At 40.5% G+C, this 17217-nt stretch carries 13 protein-coding genes and 1 riboswitch; of the genes, 4 read left to right on the top strand and 9 right to left on the bottom strand.

Annotation, left to right across the window (positions count from 1 at the left end; all coding sequences use genetic code 11):
* Positions 1-260 precede the first annotated feature (260 nt).
* Positions 261-1589, top strand: a complete 1329-nt coding sequence (locus BIW53_RS04095; protein ID WP_070990545.1) for a dicarboxylate/amino acid:cation symporter — start codon at positions 261-263, stop codon at positions 1587-1589.
* Here BIW53_RS04095 and BIW53_RS04090 read toward each other — a convergent pair whose 3' ends face one another.
* Entirely contained in the window at positions 1590-2312 is a 723-nt protein-coding gene (locus BIW53_RS04090) for an NAD(P)H-binding protein (RefSeq protein ID WP_070990544.1), read from the bottom strand.
* Positions 2313-2330: 18 nt separating this feature from the next.
* Positions 2331-4373, bottom strand: a complete 2043-nt coding sequence (locus BIW53_RS04085) for a winged helix-turn-helix domain-containing protein (RefSeq protein WP_070990543.1) — start codon at positions 4371-4373, stop codon at positions 2331-2333.
* A 422-nt stretch (positions 4374-4795) separates the two neighbouring features.
* On the opposite strand from BIW53_RS04085, the gene BIW53_RS04080 reads away from it, so the two are divergent.
* Positions 4796-5509 (top strand): substrate-binding periplasmic protein, encoded by a 714-nt coding sequence (locus tag BIW53_RS04080; RefSeq protein ID WP_245699351.1) that lies wholly within the window; start codon positions 4796-4798, stop codon positions 5507-5509.
* Positions 5510-5785: 276 nt separating this feature from the next.
* Entirely contained in the window at positions 5786-6370 is a 585-nt protein-coding gene (locus BIW53_RS04075; RefSeq protein WP_070990541.1) for a hypothetical protein, read from the top strand.
* 11 nt (positions 6371-6381) lie between these two features.
* Here BIW53_RS04075 and BIW53_RS04070 read toward each other — a convergent pair whose 3' ends face one another.
* From BIW53_RS04070 to BIW53_RS04060, 4 genes are all read right to left on the bottom strand, one after another.
* Positions 6382-7005, bottom strand: a complete 624-nt coding sequence (locus BIW53_RS04070; RefSeq protein ID WP_070990540.1) for a LysE family translocator — start codon at positions 7003-7005, stop codon at positions 6382-6384.
* A 152-nt stretch (positions 7006-7157) separates the two neighbouring features.
* On the bottom strand, positions 7158-8732 hold the full coding sequence (locus BIW53_RS04065; RefSeq protein ID WP_070990539.1) for a cryptochrome/photolyase family protein: 1575 nt from the start codon (positions 8730-8732) through the stop codon (positions 7158-7160).
* Complete coding sequence (locus BIW53_RS20480) at positions 8725-8883, bottom strand: DUF2256 domain-containing protein (RefSeq protein ID WP_084228066.1); 159 nt, start codon at positions 8881-8883, stop codon at positions 8725-8727. Before BIW53_RS20480 ends, BIW53_RS04065 begins: the two co-directional genes overlap by 8 nt.
* Entirely contained in the window at positions 8880-10238 is a 1359-nt protein-coding gene (locus tag BIW53_RS04060) for a DASH family cryptochrome (RefSeq protein ID WP_070990538.1), read from the bottom strand. Before BIW53_RS04060 ends, BIW53_RS20480 begins: the two co-directional genes overlap by 4 nt.
* 248 nt (positions 10239-10486) lie before the next feature.
* Between BIW53_RS04060 and BIW53_RS04055 the strand changes: the two genes are divergently transcribed.
* On the top strand, positions 10487-12637 hold the full coding sequence (locus BIW53_RS04055) for a carbohydrate binding family 9 domain-containing protein (protein ID WP_070990537.1): 2151 nt from the start codon (positions 10487-10489) through the stop codon (positions 12635-12637).
* Between the two features lie 59 nt (positions 12638-12696).
* On the opposite strand, the gene BIW53_RS04050 is transcribed toward BIW53_RS04055, so the two are convergent.
* The 3 genes from BIW53_RS04050 to nhaD form a co-directional block, all read right to left on the bottom strand.
* Positions 12697-14019: a sodium-dependent transporter gene (locus BIW53_RS04050; RefSeq protein WP_070990536.1), complete on the bottom strand. Its 1323-nt coding sequence runs from the start codon at positions 14017-14019 to the stop codon at positions 12697-12699.
* A gap of 214 nt (positions 14020-14233) precedes the next feature.
* Positions 14234-15580, bottom strand: a complete 1347-nt coding sequence (gene lysC, locus BIW53_RS04045; RefSeq protein WP_070990535.1) for a lysine-sensitive aspartokinase 3 — start codon at positions 15578-15580, stop codon at positions 14234-14236.
* 87 nt (positions 15581-15667) lie between these two features.
* Positions 15668-15842, bottom strand: a riboswitch (Lysine riboswitch).
* Between the two features lie 119 nt (positions 15843-15961).
* On the bottom strand, positions 15962-17209 hold the full coding sequence (gene nhaD / locus BIW53_RS04040) for a sodium:proton antiporter NhaD (protein WP_070990534.1): 1248 nt from the start codon (positions 17207-17209) through the stop codon (positions 15962-15964).
* Between the last annotated feature and the right edge of the window lie 8 nt (positions 17210-17217).

The raw sequence follows: 17217 nt of genomic DNA, 5'->3' as shown, positions 1-17217 counted from the left end.
AAATTACAAATAATTACACCAAAAAATACAGACACAACGTTTTCTACTCCTTGCTGTTTCATGTAGTTCCTATAAGCCTCATTCATCTTAACCTATGTTCACCCCAAGTAGGCCCCCGCCACAAGTTGATTATCAACCTGAGACATTGCAGCTATCACACCAACCATTTGCTTTAGATCAAATTAGTAAGCTTTTAATTTAGCAGTAGCTAGCTGTTTGAACTAGAATCGCTAAAACATTTTATAAATGATAAAACTAGCATGCGCGGCCTACCTTTATTTTTTCAGCCTCTGGTTGAACTAACAGCACAATTTGACAGATTTATAACAGGCCGATTGTGGCTTAAGGTGCTTATAGCATTATTCCTAGGGGTACTGTGTGGAATTGTACTTGGCCCGGATCTACATTGGGTTTCAAGTGATAATGTAAAAATTATAACCGCATGGCTTGCACTACCTGGGCAGTTGTTTTTAGCCATAATACAGATGATAGTAGTGCCTTTGGTACTAGCTTCAGTAGTGAGGGGGCTTGCAGCAAACAACAACCCTGAGGCACTTAAACAAAATGGCATTATTGCCCTTGTCTTCATTTTTATCTCTACAGCCATTGCTGCGTCTGTCGGGATTGTCCTTGCCCTTTACATTCAGCCAGGAAACTACATTGATGCAAGCGCCTTAATCAATACCGATATTGCCCCCTTGACCAGTGCTGGTGTATCTGGATTTCCAGGATTATCAGAGCTGCCAGATAAAGTTTCGTCATTGATCCCGAAGAACCCTCTTGCTTCTATGGCTTCAGGCGAGATGTTACAGGTTATTTTATTTGCAGCAGTACTGGGGGCTGCATTGCTGTCAATTCCCGCTACCCAATCTAAACCCTTATTTGATTTACTTGGTGCTCTTCAAGAGGTCAGTTTGAGAATCGTTTCGTGGGCTATGCTGTTAGCTCCTCTAGCTGTATTTGGACTGATCACTCGGCTGGTAGCAAACTTAGGTATAGACGTATTGGCAGGTATGGTGATCTATGTAGCAACCGTGATATCTGGTATCTTTCTGATAGCCCTTTTGTATTTACTTGTTGCTAAGTTAACGTGGCAAGGCCGTATCAGTATTTTCATAACACACGTCAGAGAACTGCTGTTGTTAGCCTTCTCAACAAGCAGTTCGGCTGCTGTCATGCCGCTTACACTAGATGTAACAGAGAATAAACTTGGTATCAAAGCCGATGTTGCACGATTTTTAGTTCCTCTTGGGGCTACTATAAACATGACCGGTACCGCTATGTATCAAGGTATTGCTACCGTATTTCTTGCACAGGTATTTAATGTTGATTTAAGCCTTACAAATTATTTGTTTATCGTTACTATGTCAGTCGCCGCATCTATCGGCTCACCAGCGACTCCCGGTGCAGGCATCATTATTCTGAGTATGGTACTTGAAGGTGTGGGTATTCCAGCATCTGGTGTTGCACTTATTCTCGGTGTAGACCGGATCCTTGATATGTGTCGTACATCTGTCAATGTGCTTGGAGATGTAGTCACTTGCACTACAGTTCAGTTTATTAAAGAACGTAATGTAATAAAAACATAGTCAGCCGTTGTAGATTACCGGCATTTTTCCTTGCCATTGATGCCAAAGCGCATCTTCTGTTGTCAATCTCATCATAAAGTTTGCAACATTAATACGACTTGTTCTGCCTGCATCAAACACTACATTACTAGTTGGCGAATGCTCTACATAGTAAGAGGATACTTCTTGCTCGTCTACGAGTGAATCAGGCCTTACACTGACCCACTGTATACATGGATGCTCTTTACCGATGTTAACACGAAGATGATCCGCAGCTTGTTCATTATCACTTTGAGGTGGTAACAGTAGTCTAAGTACAGCAATAACAATTCTTTGTGATAGAGGAATATATTCTTGGATATTGAGGTTACTCACCGCGGTGCTATTCATCAAAATAACTTTTGTTTTAGCTCGCCTGTCAATTGAACAAATAGCAGTGGTTACTTTCTTAATCGAGTCGGCTACCAGCTTACGTGGTACGCCGTATATTCCACTAAAGCTTAGATTGTGACCAAGGCATGAAATAACCGTATGACACTGCACAACGTGATTAGCTAGTTGTGCCGAGCTCATTTGTGAGATCTCAGCTTTAACCTCTATATAGTTTTTATAATGACCATATGAGTTTTGTAGTGAACTAACTGGCCTAACAATCGCAATGACCTCAATATTCTTGGCGAGTAACTGTTCTACAACAAGCTTCCCCGTTGCTCCACTTGCGCCAATTACAAGGATTTTATCCATAAAATTTTCCTCTTAATTTCATCGCGCTACCGTTCGGTACACTTCACTTCGGTAATTAGCTTTACCAGAGTAGAGTGCTTTTCCCTCGTCAACATCGAATCCCAAATAAGCATTTAACGGTTGCTTAGATAGAAGTTGTAGTGAATCAGTGATCTTATAAGTAGTTAATGTCTCACCATATTTACTGACTACATATAGCACATCATTTTCTATCAATATCTGAGAAAAATCAGGTATATCCCCAATCTCTTGTAAACTTTCTAATGATGGTGACGAGAATAAAACATCGGGTGACGCTTGAAACAATCGGTTCTGTGTGTCGACATAATAGTGTTTAGCCGGGTTTAGCTGGTCTGCCAGAACAATCACTACCCCATCACCAAACTGCGCAACTTTTTGTAAATCACTGTTATATATAATGACTTGTTTAGAATTTTGATGTTTGGTCGTGACGGAAAATAAAGTATTGCTTAACCAATGCTGTTTATAAACATAACCGTCAACAAAAATATTCTTAGCTTCGTTATGTTCGCTGGTCGGCACAATCCAAAGACGGTGTTTTTCTCTGAGCAACAAAAATGCGTCATCATTGGACAAGCTCATTGCTTCAACTTGAACATTATGCTCAAGTTCAGTGACTAAAAGAGATGTTTGTCCAGGCGCCTGAAAGTATATTTGACTTATACCCGCGCGATTAGACAAGAAGTAGTGACCTTCTCTAGTGTGGGCAAACAACGGTGAGCGGTCTATCACACTGCTATTATCAAGGGCATAGTTAGGCGAAAGCCATTTCAAGTCAATGTTTTTATCGCTACTTGTGAACACATAATCTTGTTTATTAGGATGTCTCACGATAGCGCAACAAATTCTTTCATTCACACTTCCAAGTAGAGTTACTTTGTCACTATCCAAAGGTTGATGAAGTAAACGGCTATTCGGCGCAGGACTTACAAAAACGAGACCATCACCATTGTGATCCCATATAACTCGCTCCACTACCGTCTCGAACTCTTTCTCTTTTGTTAGCTGTTTATCAGTAAAGTCATATACAAACGCAGCCGTTCTGCCATCAAAAGATTGGGCATTGAGTAAAATTTGTTCATCACCTGGGTGCAAATCAATTGACGTCATACGCCACTGTTTATCCAGTTCAATGGCGACCTGTTCTAATATTTTTTCTGAATTAGTAACATATAGCTGGTTTTTGTGTTCATGTTTTTTTGGGTGTGCTAGGACATATAACCTATCCCCTGCTTTATTTAGCATACTTTGGTGTACTGTTAAATCAGCGCACAATGCTAACGTTTTTATATCTCCTCCTAAACGTTTAGTTTGAGGGTCAAATTCTGCACTATACCAGCCACATTCTGATTCATATCCAAAATACACTAACCTGCCGCTATGATAAGCAATAAGTTGCTCAATAGTGTGTCTCTGAGAATCAATCTGGGTTGGCAAAGTTCTTGAGTTTGCAACACCATGGCTTAGCCAAAGCTCTCTTTCTCTAAGCGTCACATTTAAAAACAACAAACTCCCTTCATTGTTTAGAAAAACAGGGGTCAACTTTGAGCCATGAAATCTGGTAAGCGTAGCGGTGTCACCATACGTTTTACTAAAGTTGAAGGTATGTAATATGAACATCACCAAGCCTGATACAATGATGGCACACAGAAACAGCCAAGCTATTAATGAGAAGTGGGAGTTTGGCTTTTTAGAAACAGGTGGCGAGACAGTATCATGAGTATACTCAGCAATAGACAACGGAGCCACAAATCTATACCCAGACTTAGTAACTGTTTGAATATACTTAGGTTCTTTGGCATCGTCCCCTAGTACTTTTCGCAAATTTGCCACAAGCTTATTTATCGCATTGTCGGTGACGATGACGCCTTGCCAAATGTGCTCTTGTAATTCGTCACGATTAATCACTCGTTGCGGGTTTTTTATAAAGAAAACAAGTAATGCTTGCTGCCTTGGATCAAGCGCAATCTGTTGCTGATTGTGTGTTAATTGAGATAAGGCTAAATCAAACTGAAATTCACCAAATTGTATGACTGACATCTATCTTTCTTATAGTTCTATATCGCGCGCATTAGCATAGTAGGTTTTTAAAAATTTAATGCAAACGTAAATATGTATGAAATTGTGAATAGCGCATTATTTATTGCTATGCATTTTTATTATTTACCCTAATACAATAGGCGCCACTAAATGGTGTTCACACGCCATCATTGCCAATAATATTCCTTCCATGCCGGCCATGTAAAAAAAGATAATAAACTGATTTAATTATACTTTATAAGGGATTCTACGGATAGCTCTAGTCCATTTGAAGCGCCAGAAGTACACGGCGATTATTGCTTTTCGTTAAGTTTCAAATAATTAGTCAAATGATTGTCCTAAACACACTAAGATTCTTTGCATATTTAAGCTATAATTCGGACAATTGCATTTAAAATATTCACATCTTCATGAAGTATGTAGTGTTGTTACTTTTATATATTCCCTTTTCTTGTTCTGCTCAGCAGTATAATTTTGTTTCCATAAATTACCTGATTGAACAAGAAGTTGGACGAATTATTCTAACTGAGGTGTACGATCAGCTTGGTATCGACATTGTTATTACTCCACTGCCAGGAAAACGAGCTCAATATGAAGCGTCGATTGGGATGAACGATGGTGAAATTATGCGCATATACAGCTATGGTAAAGAAAATCCAGCCACAACACGAGTTCCGACCCCCTACTACAATTTAGAAACCATGGTATTTACTCGTAAAAATAGTGGCATTGTCATAAATAAAGCAAGCGACTTGAGCAAATATCAGATTGTTAGAGTCAGAGGTGTTAAACATACACAAAATGTTACTCGCGGCATGGAAAATGTTACTGATACTGACAACACGGTACAAATGTTGAGGCTAGTTGGGGATGGGTTAGCAGATATTGCACTAACTAACAAAATGGACGGGCTTATTGTTCTAAAAAATCTCGGTATCACAAATATAGAAGCACATCCGCATAGCTTAGATAAGCAAGCCCTTTACCACTACATTCGCAAAGAGCACACTAAACTGATTCAAAAAGTTGATGATAAGCTCAAGGAGCTTAAACAAAGTGGTGAGTTAGAACTAATTATTCAGCGTGCTGAAAATGAAGTCTTCGAAAGAAAAACCAACTACGATGATCTTCAGTAACACAATGCATTAATCATTTATTGGCTACCTTGCTAATTCATATCAGAACACCCTTTATTATTGCTAATTTTAGACTAATATGAAGCTAAATATTAATCAGTAATTGCCGATAAGATTGTAACTAACTAAGATTTAATGAGTAATATTGACATTTTGATGTCTGTAATTGACTGTAATCGCCAATTATTGTAAATGGTCGTACACTCGAATTGTGTGGTATAAGCGGTACAAAGTATGCATATTTTTACCTATAACACTTTTTAATGGACCTACATCATGAAGCTTTCAAAGGAAGAAACTAAATTTATTTTTCAAGTGTTACGAGAAGAAAGCACGCCCCATTTTGATATTTGCCTTGAAGAAAAACATGCATCACAGTTAAAGCTTTGGCTTCAGACTCTACGCCAAGCCAGCGACATCCAACTAGTTGCCAAAGTTAATTCTGAAGTTGTCTATTTTCCGACGCATTTACACACTTCAGAAGCTGGAATACCTAGTTTTTCTTGTGACTTGCCAAATATTTTTGCGGCAGAATCAAGTAATCGTCATTGGATCACAGAACGGCTGACCGGTATCGTACTTAAAACTGATTCTGTAAGGCCTGCTTTTAGTGTTTTATCATTATCACTGTCTGGTCTGGTTATCCGCACACACCCTTTTATGGCAATCTCTCTTTATGATGCACTGATCCAAGATAAAGTCACACTCTACCTACCTAATAACCGACAGGCTCAGTTTGAAGTAGAGATTTCAAAAATAGTTAACGACACCGCAGTGTCGTTAGAGATAATGAATATTCACGAGGGTCTAGAGGCACTCAAGCAAGTTATCTTTGAGTTATACAGTAAAAATTTAACTTAGCTTTGCATATTCTAAGAGAATTGAGTTACAACGACTCTTAACGCTAATAATAAAAATACAACACCTAATGCTTTATCAATTATGCGTTGCTTTGATGCTAGGTCAAACCTTTGTTTAGCTTTTGCCGTCAATACGGAAACAAAAAAATACCACAGAGTATCGATTACTAATACTGTGGCACACATAATTGTAGCAGTGTAAATCGTTAGTTTATCAGGGTCTATAAATTGGGAAAACAGTGCAAGAAAAAATATCGCAAGCTTGGGATTCAAAAATGCAATCGCAAATCCATCCTGCGCAGCTTGCCTAAAGTTAACTTGGCTAACGGATTGCTGTACTCTAACACCCGACGATGAACTCGTAAGAATTTTAATTCCCATATATGCTAGATAAATTGCTCCACCTATTACCAAAGCTTGAAATAGCAGAGGATAATGAGTGATTAACCCTGCCAAACCAAGCAGTGATAAAACAGCATATAACCCAACGCCCATACCATGAGATACGCTTGCAACGATACCATGCAAAGCACTATTGTATAATGAATGCCTAAGTACTACCGCTAAACTTGGGCCAGGTGACATAGCACCTAAAACACAGATAGTGGCCAAACTCAGCCAAGTTGACAATTCCATAGTATTCCCTTTAATAAAAAATCACATAGTAAGTGATTTTCAACAGGAAATCAGCTTTTTACGCTAAGAAAACAGTCTCTGACTATATGACCGCCCATATGCACTGTAAAGCCCCTTTACACCTTTGTTGACATACGTAAGAACCCTAAAAGTTACAAACTCTCGATATTTACTAAATAGTGTTCAGCTTGAGAAATAATTTCTCCACGCTCTGTGTCTGATTTTTTCAACCAGTTTGCATATACCATCTTATTTCTTGGGTTGTTTGAAAAGTCCCGTTGGTTTAAAGCCATAAACCGCCAGTAAAGTGAGTTAAGAGGACACGCACTTGGACCTGTGATTGCGTTCACTTGATAACGACACCCAGAGCAATAATCTGACATCTTTTTTACATAGTTACCACTTGCTGCATAGGCTTTAGAGCCCACAATGCCGCCATCAGCAAACTGACTCATACCACGAGTATTTGGCATCTCGACCCACTCTATCGCATCGATGTAAACCCCTAAATACCATTCATCCACCATGTTTGGGTCTATTCCAGTTAACAGACAAAAGTTTCCTGTTATCATTAAACGCTGGATGTGATGTGCATAGGCGTCTTCTAAAGACTGGGAGATCGCGTGCTTCAAGCAGTTCATTTGTGTTTTTGCGGTCCAAAAAAAGTCTGGTAATGCGCGACTTGCTGACAAGCTATTTAATTGCGAGTATTGGGGCATATTCACCCAGTAAATCCCCCTAACAAATTCTCGCCAACCAATAATTTGCCTTATAAACCCTTCTATTTGTGATAAAGAGATTAGACCCTTATGTTGCTCATAATATTGCAGCGCAGTATTGACCACATAAGCTGGGCTGATCATTTTAGTATTCATTGCAAAAGACAATCTAGAGTGAAATAAGCTCCACTGGCGTTTATCAAAAGCGCTGTCTAACTGGCACGTCATAGCATCTTGATACTCACCAAATTGCGGTAGGCATTGTTCACAAAAAAACGCCAAAAGTTGCTTTGCCTGCGCTCTGTTCACAGGCCACACGATTGAGTTTTGCATCTGCCCGATGGTCTCAACAGAATGTCTCTCTAGCCTCGTTATTACGTCACTGACATCGTTTTCAAATTGCAAAGGTGAAGGTACTGTGTTGAAATCCTGAGGTTTTAGCTTATTTCGATTGTTTGTATCAAAGTTCCAACGGCCACCCTCTGGTTCACTACCATCCATCAGAATGTCAAATCGCTTTCGCATACGACGATAAAAAGCCTCCATGCGGTGGTGCTTTCCAGATTTAAATTCTTTTTTTAATTCTTTTTCATCTAGATAGAAATGTTCAGTTTCAAAATGTGAACTCGTAGCATTTAAGCCCAAAGTAAACTCCCTAAGCTGTTTCCTTAACCTGTATTCATCAGGTAGCTGATAATCAAAATGACGTACTTCATATTTTTCTATCAAGTAAGTGAGTAAATCCGGTAAAGACGAGAATGGCTTGGTATCATCTAGCGTTAAATGAAGCACATGGTGCCCCGCATGAGTCAATGCTTGTGCAAAATTTTGCATAGCGCTGAAAAAGGCACAAACCTTTTGAATATGATGCTTAACGTAAGAGGTTTCTTGATGAAGCTCAGCTATGACATAAAGAACTCCCTCGTCCTTTTCCTTAAACCAACTGTGCTGAGGGTTTAACTGATCACCAAGGATAAGCCTTATGCATTTATACGAGGTTTTATTCATCACCGGTAACCTTTTTCTTTAAATTCTTGTTACTTGCACAGCGTTTAGAGCAATATTTAACGTTTTCCCAATCTCTTTGCCACTTTTTTCGCCACATAAACGGACGCTGACAACAAGCGCATACCTTGACTGGCAGAAAAGATTTCTTCATTTTTGCAACGGCCAATCAGCTGCATCTACACCGTCATAGGCTAAAGCGTTATGGCAATGGCCTTGCCACTTTTTAACAAACCGGCCATCAGCATCATATAATTGGGCCTGTTTGGGGATGTTAAAATGGCGTCCTCCACGAGGGTCGACACCAACGCCCGCTATGTACTGCCAATTCCCCCAATTTGAAGCAACATCATAATCAATCAATTGCTGTTGAAAATACGCCGCACCATAGCGCCAATCAACGCTGAGTTCATTGACCAAACAACTGGCAACAATCTGCCGCCCTCTATTTGACATATAACCAGTTTCATTAAGCTGGTGCATACAGGCATTGACTAAAGGAAACACGGTTTTACCAGCGCACCAAGCAGCAAAACGTTGCGAGTAGAAACTTGTCATGGGCTTACTCCTACCATCTCCCTTGAACAAGAAAAATGATTTGCCCTTTAGCTTTAAAAGCCACTGAAAGTACTCACGCCATAATAGCTCGAACTTAATCCAATATGTTGAGTCATTTTTAATTGTAGTGCGCTCGTAATCCTCAACTGCATGCCAAACCTGCCTAGGTGAAAGGTTACCGATGGCAAGATATGCGCTAAGTTTTGTGGATTTACTAAAGCCTTCTAAGTCGTTTCTTGTATTTTTATATCTTGATGGAGCATAGGAGGCTAAATACGTACTAAGGTGATTGTGCGCGTCGCGCTCCCCCCCTGTAATAAATCCTAAACCAGCGCCACCAAAAGGTACTATTGCATCGTTGACTTCAGATAAAATATCCTTAAGTAATGTGCTGGCTAGTTGTAATATAGGAGTAACCCTTTGCAAGGATATCTCAATTTCAAATACACATTCCACAGGCACTACCAATGACCGTTTTTCAACATAGTTTCTAAATGTAGAAAATGACTTCATTGGTATGTCGTGCTCACTAATCTGACTGTTATCGAATAATGTTGTTTGATTAAACTGCTTTATTAATAGCGCTCTATTGCATTTGGATATTCGGGTTACGGCACGTTGTTCATCCACACCAAATTGGTGTGCTAGCACCAATGTATCGACACTATAAGTTTTAACAAACTCAGTAATTTTTTCGCTGGGCTCACCCACCAACAGCTGTAAGTGATGGCCTAGATTGCTTAAATGCTCATTCAAATCGATTAAGGATTGGCAGATAAAGCGCCAGCGGTGCTCGCCAACTCGCAAGTGATGATAGTTTTTTTGCGCAAACCAATTAGGATCAATCACGTACACAAAAGCGACCTCTTTGTGCGTTTGCGCTACCCACTTAACCCCTTCATTGTCGTTAAGCCTTAAATCCTGCGTAAACCAGTAAAGCGCCTTACTCATGATAACTTTGCTCCTTCAGATAGCCGCTTATAATACCTGTGTATTTATACGCTCTAATAATGAATAAAGTTCACCGCTTGAAATATTTATAATTGTCTCAAAAAAACAAACAAAGTATATTTTTCATATAGTTAGCTATAGACACAAATTACTATCACCTTTTTGTCACCTGATTTCCTGCCTTTATCATGCCTTTTTGTACATTTACCCAGAAGATAGCCGACAAGTTTTTTTTGCAGGATAATAATATGAAGTATGCAAATTACATATGTCTGGCAGTTGCATTGCCAAGCCTAGCGGCAAATGCTGAGCAAATGTATCAACGCGCGCCCGTAGCTATCACTAAAATCACACAAGCACCAACCATAGACGGCCATATTGAAGAACATGAATGGCAAGAAGCCAACCTCATCGAGCAGTTTGTAGAATTTCGTCCCAACCTTGGTGATAAACCCCTTTACCCCATTAAGGCCAGAATTGCTTATGATGATGCGTTTTTTTATGTTGCGGCCGAAATTTTTCAACCACAAAACACCATCATAGACAGGGTACTTACTCAGGGCCAAACAATATGGAACGAAGACTATTTTGGGATCAGCCTAGATACAAATTTTGATAAACGCGACGCATACCTTTTTCATGTAACCCCCTCTGGTGTGCGCGAAGATGGATTGATTGATGGAACTGGGTATATAGGTGAATGGAGTACAATTTGGTATGCCAAAACACAGCGCACTGATAATGGCTGGAGCGTAGAAATGGCAATCCCAGTGCAATCGATCTCGTTTGACCCGAATAAGCAGGATTGGGGCTTGCAACTGAGGCATAAACTTTCACAACCAAATAAACAAATCTATTGGAACCTTAACGACCCAGAAAACGATGGCTGGACCGCGCCACAAGTGGGTAAAATAACCAATATTAACGGACTTAATCAAGGTAAAGGCATCGAGTTAAAAGGCGGGCTCAGTTACAAAGAAAATCAAGAAGCAAGTAAGTGGACCCCATCTGCTGATGCTTTTTACAAGTTTACGCCAAGCATTACTGGTGTACTGACACTAAATACAGACTTTTCAGGCACCGATGTTGACGAAGTTAATATCAATATGACTCGATTCAGTGAGTTCTTTTCTGAAAAAAGGGACTTTTTTCTTCAAGATACACAGGTATTTAGCTTCGGCGGATTTAGTAATAACGACTACAATGGTATGCCTTTTTATTCTCGCCGCATTGGTCAAGGGCAACACAGTGGTGTATTGGATATAAACTGGGGTAGCAAACTGACGGGTAAAGTGCAAAGCACCAGCTTTGGTTTATTAAGCGTAAACCAGCAACAAGATGGCGCCAAAGATGACAACACTCAACTTACCGTCGCACGAGTTAAACAGCAGATTAATGACAATCATCAAATTGGCGTTATCGTAACAGACGGCAGCAGTGATGATGAAAAAAACAGTGGTCTTTACGGGGTTGATTATCGGTTTGCATCCGAATTCTTAGCGGATCAACAAATACAAGCGCATGCTTGGTATCAGGAAACACAAAAAAAGAACGCCATGGAAGACACCAAAGCATATGGCGCTCAGTTATATCTACCCAATGACACCATAAACATTAAAGCTAAGTATCGCTATTTAGGTGACGACTTTAATCCCGATTTAGGCTTTGTTAACCGCAATGGGATCAACTACTATGAGCTAGAAACACGGTTTCGAGAGCGCCCTAAAACAGGGCTTCTCAGCGACTACCTCACTCTTTACCAGTTTGTTTATTTGTACTACCAGCGTAATGACACAGACAATAACTGGCTGAGTAAAGAATACGTTATTAGACCTTTTCATTGGTTAACAACAAGCAATGCCAGTGGATATGTACAATACGAATCACGTAAAGAGCGGTTAAAAAGCCAATATGCCATGGGTAGAAACATCAAGTTCGACGCACAAGACTATGATTTTGATCAGTGGTCCATATTTTATGAAACCCCCTCGGATCAAATGATTTCAGGCTACATTAAACTTACCTCGGGTCAGTTCTTTGATAGTGACAGAAAGCAAATTTTGGGCGAGCTATTTTTCAAGCCGAATAAACATATTATGCTATCGCTGAGTCGTAGAAATCACTACTACAAACGAGACGGTATCAAAGACAACATGTACAGCACCCGTTTTAAGGCGGATATCGCATTCAATGAAGATTGGTCATGGAGCACTTTAGTGCAACACAACACGCGTGCTGATACGCTTTCGATATTTAGTCGCCTGCGTTATCAAAGTGCTCCTGATGAGCTCTACCAGATCAGTATTAATAAAGGGTACGATTTATTCGAAGGGTGGCATGAACGCAGTACATATTTTGACGAGAAAACCTTCAAAATTAACTATACCAAGCGCTGGTAGTGAGCAGTTAAAAATGAAAGAAAATAGGCGCCATCTTGGCGCCTACCTCCAACGTTCTTTTACTTAAACGCTACATTAAGAAATACTGCTGTCATCAGTACTGGACATACAAAACGTACATACTGAGCAAACCAATAGTGTGCGCCTTTGCACTCAAGTCGAAGCTGGTTGCCACGCTTCCACATCCACCCAACTGTAATAAAGTAAAACAGGCCCATCAAAGGCAATTGATATTGTGTGAACAGGCTGATCACCAAAGCAAACATCCATTCAAAATTGAGGATAATGGCTGAGGCAACTAGCATGATAACCAAGGTAACCCACCAAGTCGCAGTCTTTCGTTCTAGCCCGTGGTTTTCAACTAAGAATGAAACCGGAATCTCGGTAGAAGATATGGTAGATGTGAGCGATGCGATAGACATCAACACAAAAAACGTCAAGCCGACCCATAAACCAATAGCACCCATACTTGCAAACAGCTCGGGCAATACCGCAAAGATCAAACGGCCCTCTCCAATTAGCTTACCGTCTTGGAAAACTTGAACGCCGTTATGCTGCGCCACAAATACCGCGGGAATTATTAATAGCCCCGCAAGAAAAGCAACACCAGTATCTAGCGCTGCGACACTTAGCGTTAGCTTAGGTAAATTTTCATTCGGTTTAAGGTAAGAGCCGTAAATCATCATACACCCCACCCCTAGAGATAAAGAGAAAAAAGCTTGCCCCATAGCTGCAATTATTAAATCAGGGTCCGTAATTTTGGCAAAGTCAGGCTTTAAGTAAGCACTAAACCCTTCAGCAGCACCATCTAATGTAGCGATATACCCTATCAAGGCAATTAACAACAAAAGTAGCATTGGCATTAAGCGTCTTGACCAAGTTTCTATTCCTGATTTAACCCCCTTGAGAATAATGCTGGCAGTAAGTAACAACATTAGCGGCGTAAAAACGAAATTACGAGCCATAGAGTCGCCTTGCAAAAATGCACTGACTTGCTCCAAGCCTAACGCGCGACTAATAGGTTCCAAAGAATAAGCCAACATCCAGCCTGCAACAATAGAATAAAAGCTGAGCATGACGATTGCACCACTAAGACCAAGGTAGCCCGCCGTAGCACCGATTTTCGGTCCCTTTTCTTGCCAGGCTTGGCGAAGCGCATTAACTGGGTTGGATTGTGCCTGATGACCAAGATAAAGTTCAGTGTACAGTGCAGGTAACGCTAACAAAAATATAACAATAAAGTAAACAAGTAGGAACGCCCCACCACCGTGATTGGCAGCTTGTGTGGGAAATCCCCATATATTACCAAGTCCTACCGCAGCACCCGCCGCAGCGAGTACAAAGCCTATTCGGCTTTGAAAACCATCTCGTAATTGAGCCATAGAAAGTCAAATTTAGTTATTATTTTAGGTGGCCGATTATACTCATGTTGTTAAAAAATGCGAATAAAATAGGTCCATATCAGTGCTTTACTTATGTCTCGTTGTAATCGCTAATAGTTTGAATAATAACCTATTTAGTACAGCCATTGTATGACACTCATGAAAATACTAGATATGGCAAGCAAACGATTGCCATATCAGCAGTTTTTTATTGTTAGGCAGATTCCAACAACCTTGCATGAATTGATTGTACAACGTGATCAGAGTCAGTCTGTTCAACAAGGAAGCATAGATTATGTTTACTTGCACCATGACATATCAAACGTATATTGAAATCACTCAGTACCTGCATCAAATTCATTTCATGCTGTCTTAACTGTATTTCGGAACCAATCAGCGCTACAAGCGTCAGGTTATTTTCTACCGTTACATGGCAAAACTCACTCAGCTCCTCCAAACATGCTTGGTCCAACTCTGGACGAGAAGCATTCTGTGCATTATCGAGGGTAATGGCGACACTGATCTCAGAGGTTGTAACCAAATCGACTGAAATATTATAAGCACTTAAAATTGTAAATATGCGTGCTAGAAAACCACTTGCTAGGAGCATCTCAGGGCTCTTAAGGGTCAATAAGACTTGATTTTTACGCTGTGTCACTGCTCGAATACCTGGCTTGTTAGATTTCTCTTTCTCTATCCAAGTTCCTCCAGCCTGAGGGTCTCTGCTAGAGCCAACAAAAACGGAAATTCCACTTCGACTTGCTGGTAAAATTGTGGCGGGATGTAACACCTTAGCACCAAATGTTGCCATTTCTGCAGCTTCATCAAAGCTCAATCGCGCAATTGGCGTGGCTTTATTACACAGCCTTGGGTCTGTACTGAAGATACCGACCACATCGGTCCAAATATGGACACTACGGGCCTTAATAGCCTCTGCCAACAAAGCAGCACTATAATCAGAGCCTCCTCGACCAAGAGTAGTCGTTTGCCCGTATTGATCGCTTCCGATAAACCCTTGAGTAACGATAACTTTATCATCTAGCATTGGGATCAGGTGTTTATGCGCTGCAACCGCGGTAGCGGCAATGTCGGGAGTCGCTTTACCAAAGCGATTATCTGTTTTAAGCACCTTACGCACGTCAAAGCGCTCTGCATCGATATTCTGGTTTCTAAGAACTTGCGTGAATAAGTACGAAGACAAGCGCTCGCCAAAACTAAGCATCTCGTCACATTGCTGGGTACTTAGCGCTGGCAATATAGCCAACATTTTAAATTCGGAGATTGTCTGCTCGAAGCCTTGAGCTAAATCAGCATCAAGGGAGAGTTGCGCCAAAATCGAATCTTGAATATCAAGCACGGCTTGAACTAGCTCTAAACGCTGTTGTTCATCGGCTTTTTGTTGGGTAAGTGTGACAAGATGATTGGTTACGCCGGCACTGGCACTGACCGCCACAACGCGAACATGACTATCATCTTTGATGATTTTTGCACAGCGTTGCATGGCTGAATAATCGGCTACACTGGTTCCGCCAAACTTTGCGACTGTGTACTGCGAGTTCATTATATCTCCTTGTGACCACATCTATCATGGGTCAATTAAAAAAGGAGAACTTGGCAATTGAAGGTACAAAAAATAAGTGACATGACCTTTGCCAGAAGCTCTCCACCATTAAAACGGTGACAGTTCCGAGGATTCAGCCTCGTAAACCGAAAAGCCATAGCGACGTACTACAACTTTCCTCGGCGAGTACTTCCCTCTTTAACGGTCACAGGTTTTCGTCACCTCCCGTTAAATACCTAAGCATCGCACCTCTTCTGTTTATTTTGCGTTATCAAACCTGAATAACAGCAAAATAAAAGCCCACTCAAAGAGCGGGCTTGTAGAAAATATCTTTTAGCCGTCTAGGTGTCAAGTTTTAATTATCGAGACATCTAAAAAACATCAAATAAATTGGCCTGATAGATAAGCACCAACATAGCCAATACTGTAAGCAACCAACAAGTATAGAGACATTCGTAAATAACTCATAAATGTCAATGCTTTAACTTTACTCATCGCGATAATACCTGCAGCTGATCCGATCACGAGCATAGAACCACCTACCCCCGTCGCATAGGTAAACATCAACCATTGTTGCGCGGTCATGGTGATATCAGCTTTTAACAACGCTGCAGTAAGTGGCACGTTATCAACGGCAGCTGAGAGTAATCCCATCAAATAGTTTGCATATTCTGGGCTCATATAAACATACAAGTCAGTGAACATAGCAAGGACGCCCACTTCTTTTAACGCTCCAACTAATAGCAATACCCCTACGAAGAACAGTAACGTGTCGTACTCAATTTCTCGGATGTAATCAATGATTTTTTTATTTACGTCTTTTTTGCGCATCAAGAACTGCGCTACCAAAAACATCAGCGATAGACCGAATAAAAATGTAAGTAAAGGTGGTACTTGATATTGGACGCTTAGAAATAAGGTCGCAAAAATGGTCGACATAAAGATCACAGCAATTGTAATGTCGGTTTTTTCAATGCGCCTTAATTCACTCTTCTCAAACTCTAGGGTTTTATTCATGCCCACTGATAACATTGCAGCAAGTGCGATGACACTGACCAATGCAGGGGCTATCAATAGCAGCAGGTCTGGAATAGTTACTTTATCAGCTAAGAATATCATCAGCGTAGTTACATCACCGGTAATGAGCGACACGCCCCCACTATTGACACTAAAAATGATCAATGTTGCATATTTGATCAACTTCTTAGGGTCTAGCTTTAACGACATCACCACTGCCAATGAAATTAGCGTTGCAGTAATGTTGTCTGAAATAGACGAAAACACAAACGCAGAGATCCCCACCAAAAACATCAACTTTCTTTCGCTTATCTGTGCGGGCATTACACGATGTACGATGTTTTGAATAAAACCTTTGGAGTTCAAATAGGCTACAAATGTCATTGCTGCCATCAAGAAAAGCCATAGAGTAGCGATTTCAAGAATGTTATGATCTAGCTGATGTTGTACAGTTTCTGGGCTTTGACCATGAATTGGGGAGATAAAAGCGATAATCCAACATAAAGTACCAAAAAAAAGGGTAGTTTTGGCCTTGTTTACATGGATGATATCCTCTATAACGATAAGCAAGAACGCAATCGCTATCAGGGTAAGGATAATGGGCGTAACCATATTGCGTA

It is taken from the genome of Pseudoalteromonas byunsanensis, assembly GCF_001854475.1.
GTDB lineage: Bacteria > Pseudomonadota > Gammaproteobacteria > Enterobacterales > Alteromonadaceae > Pseudoalteromonas > Pseudoalteromonas byunsanensis.
Note: the sequence above shows the minus strand (reverse complement) of the source record. Positions and strands in the feature narration are given on the sequence as shown.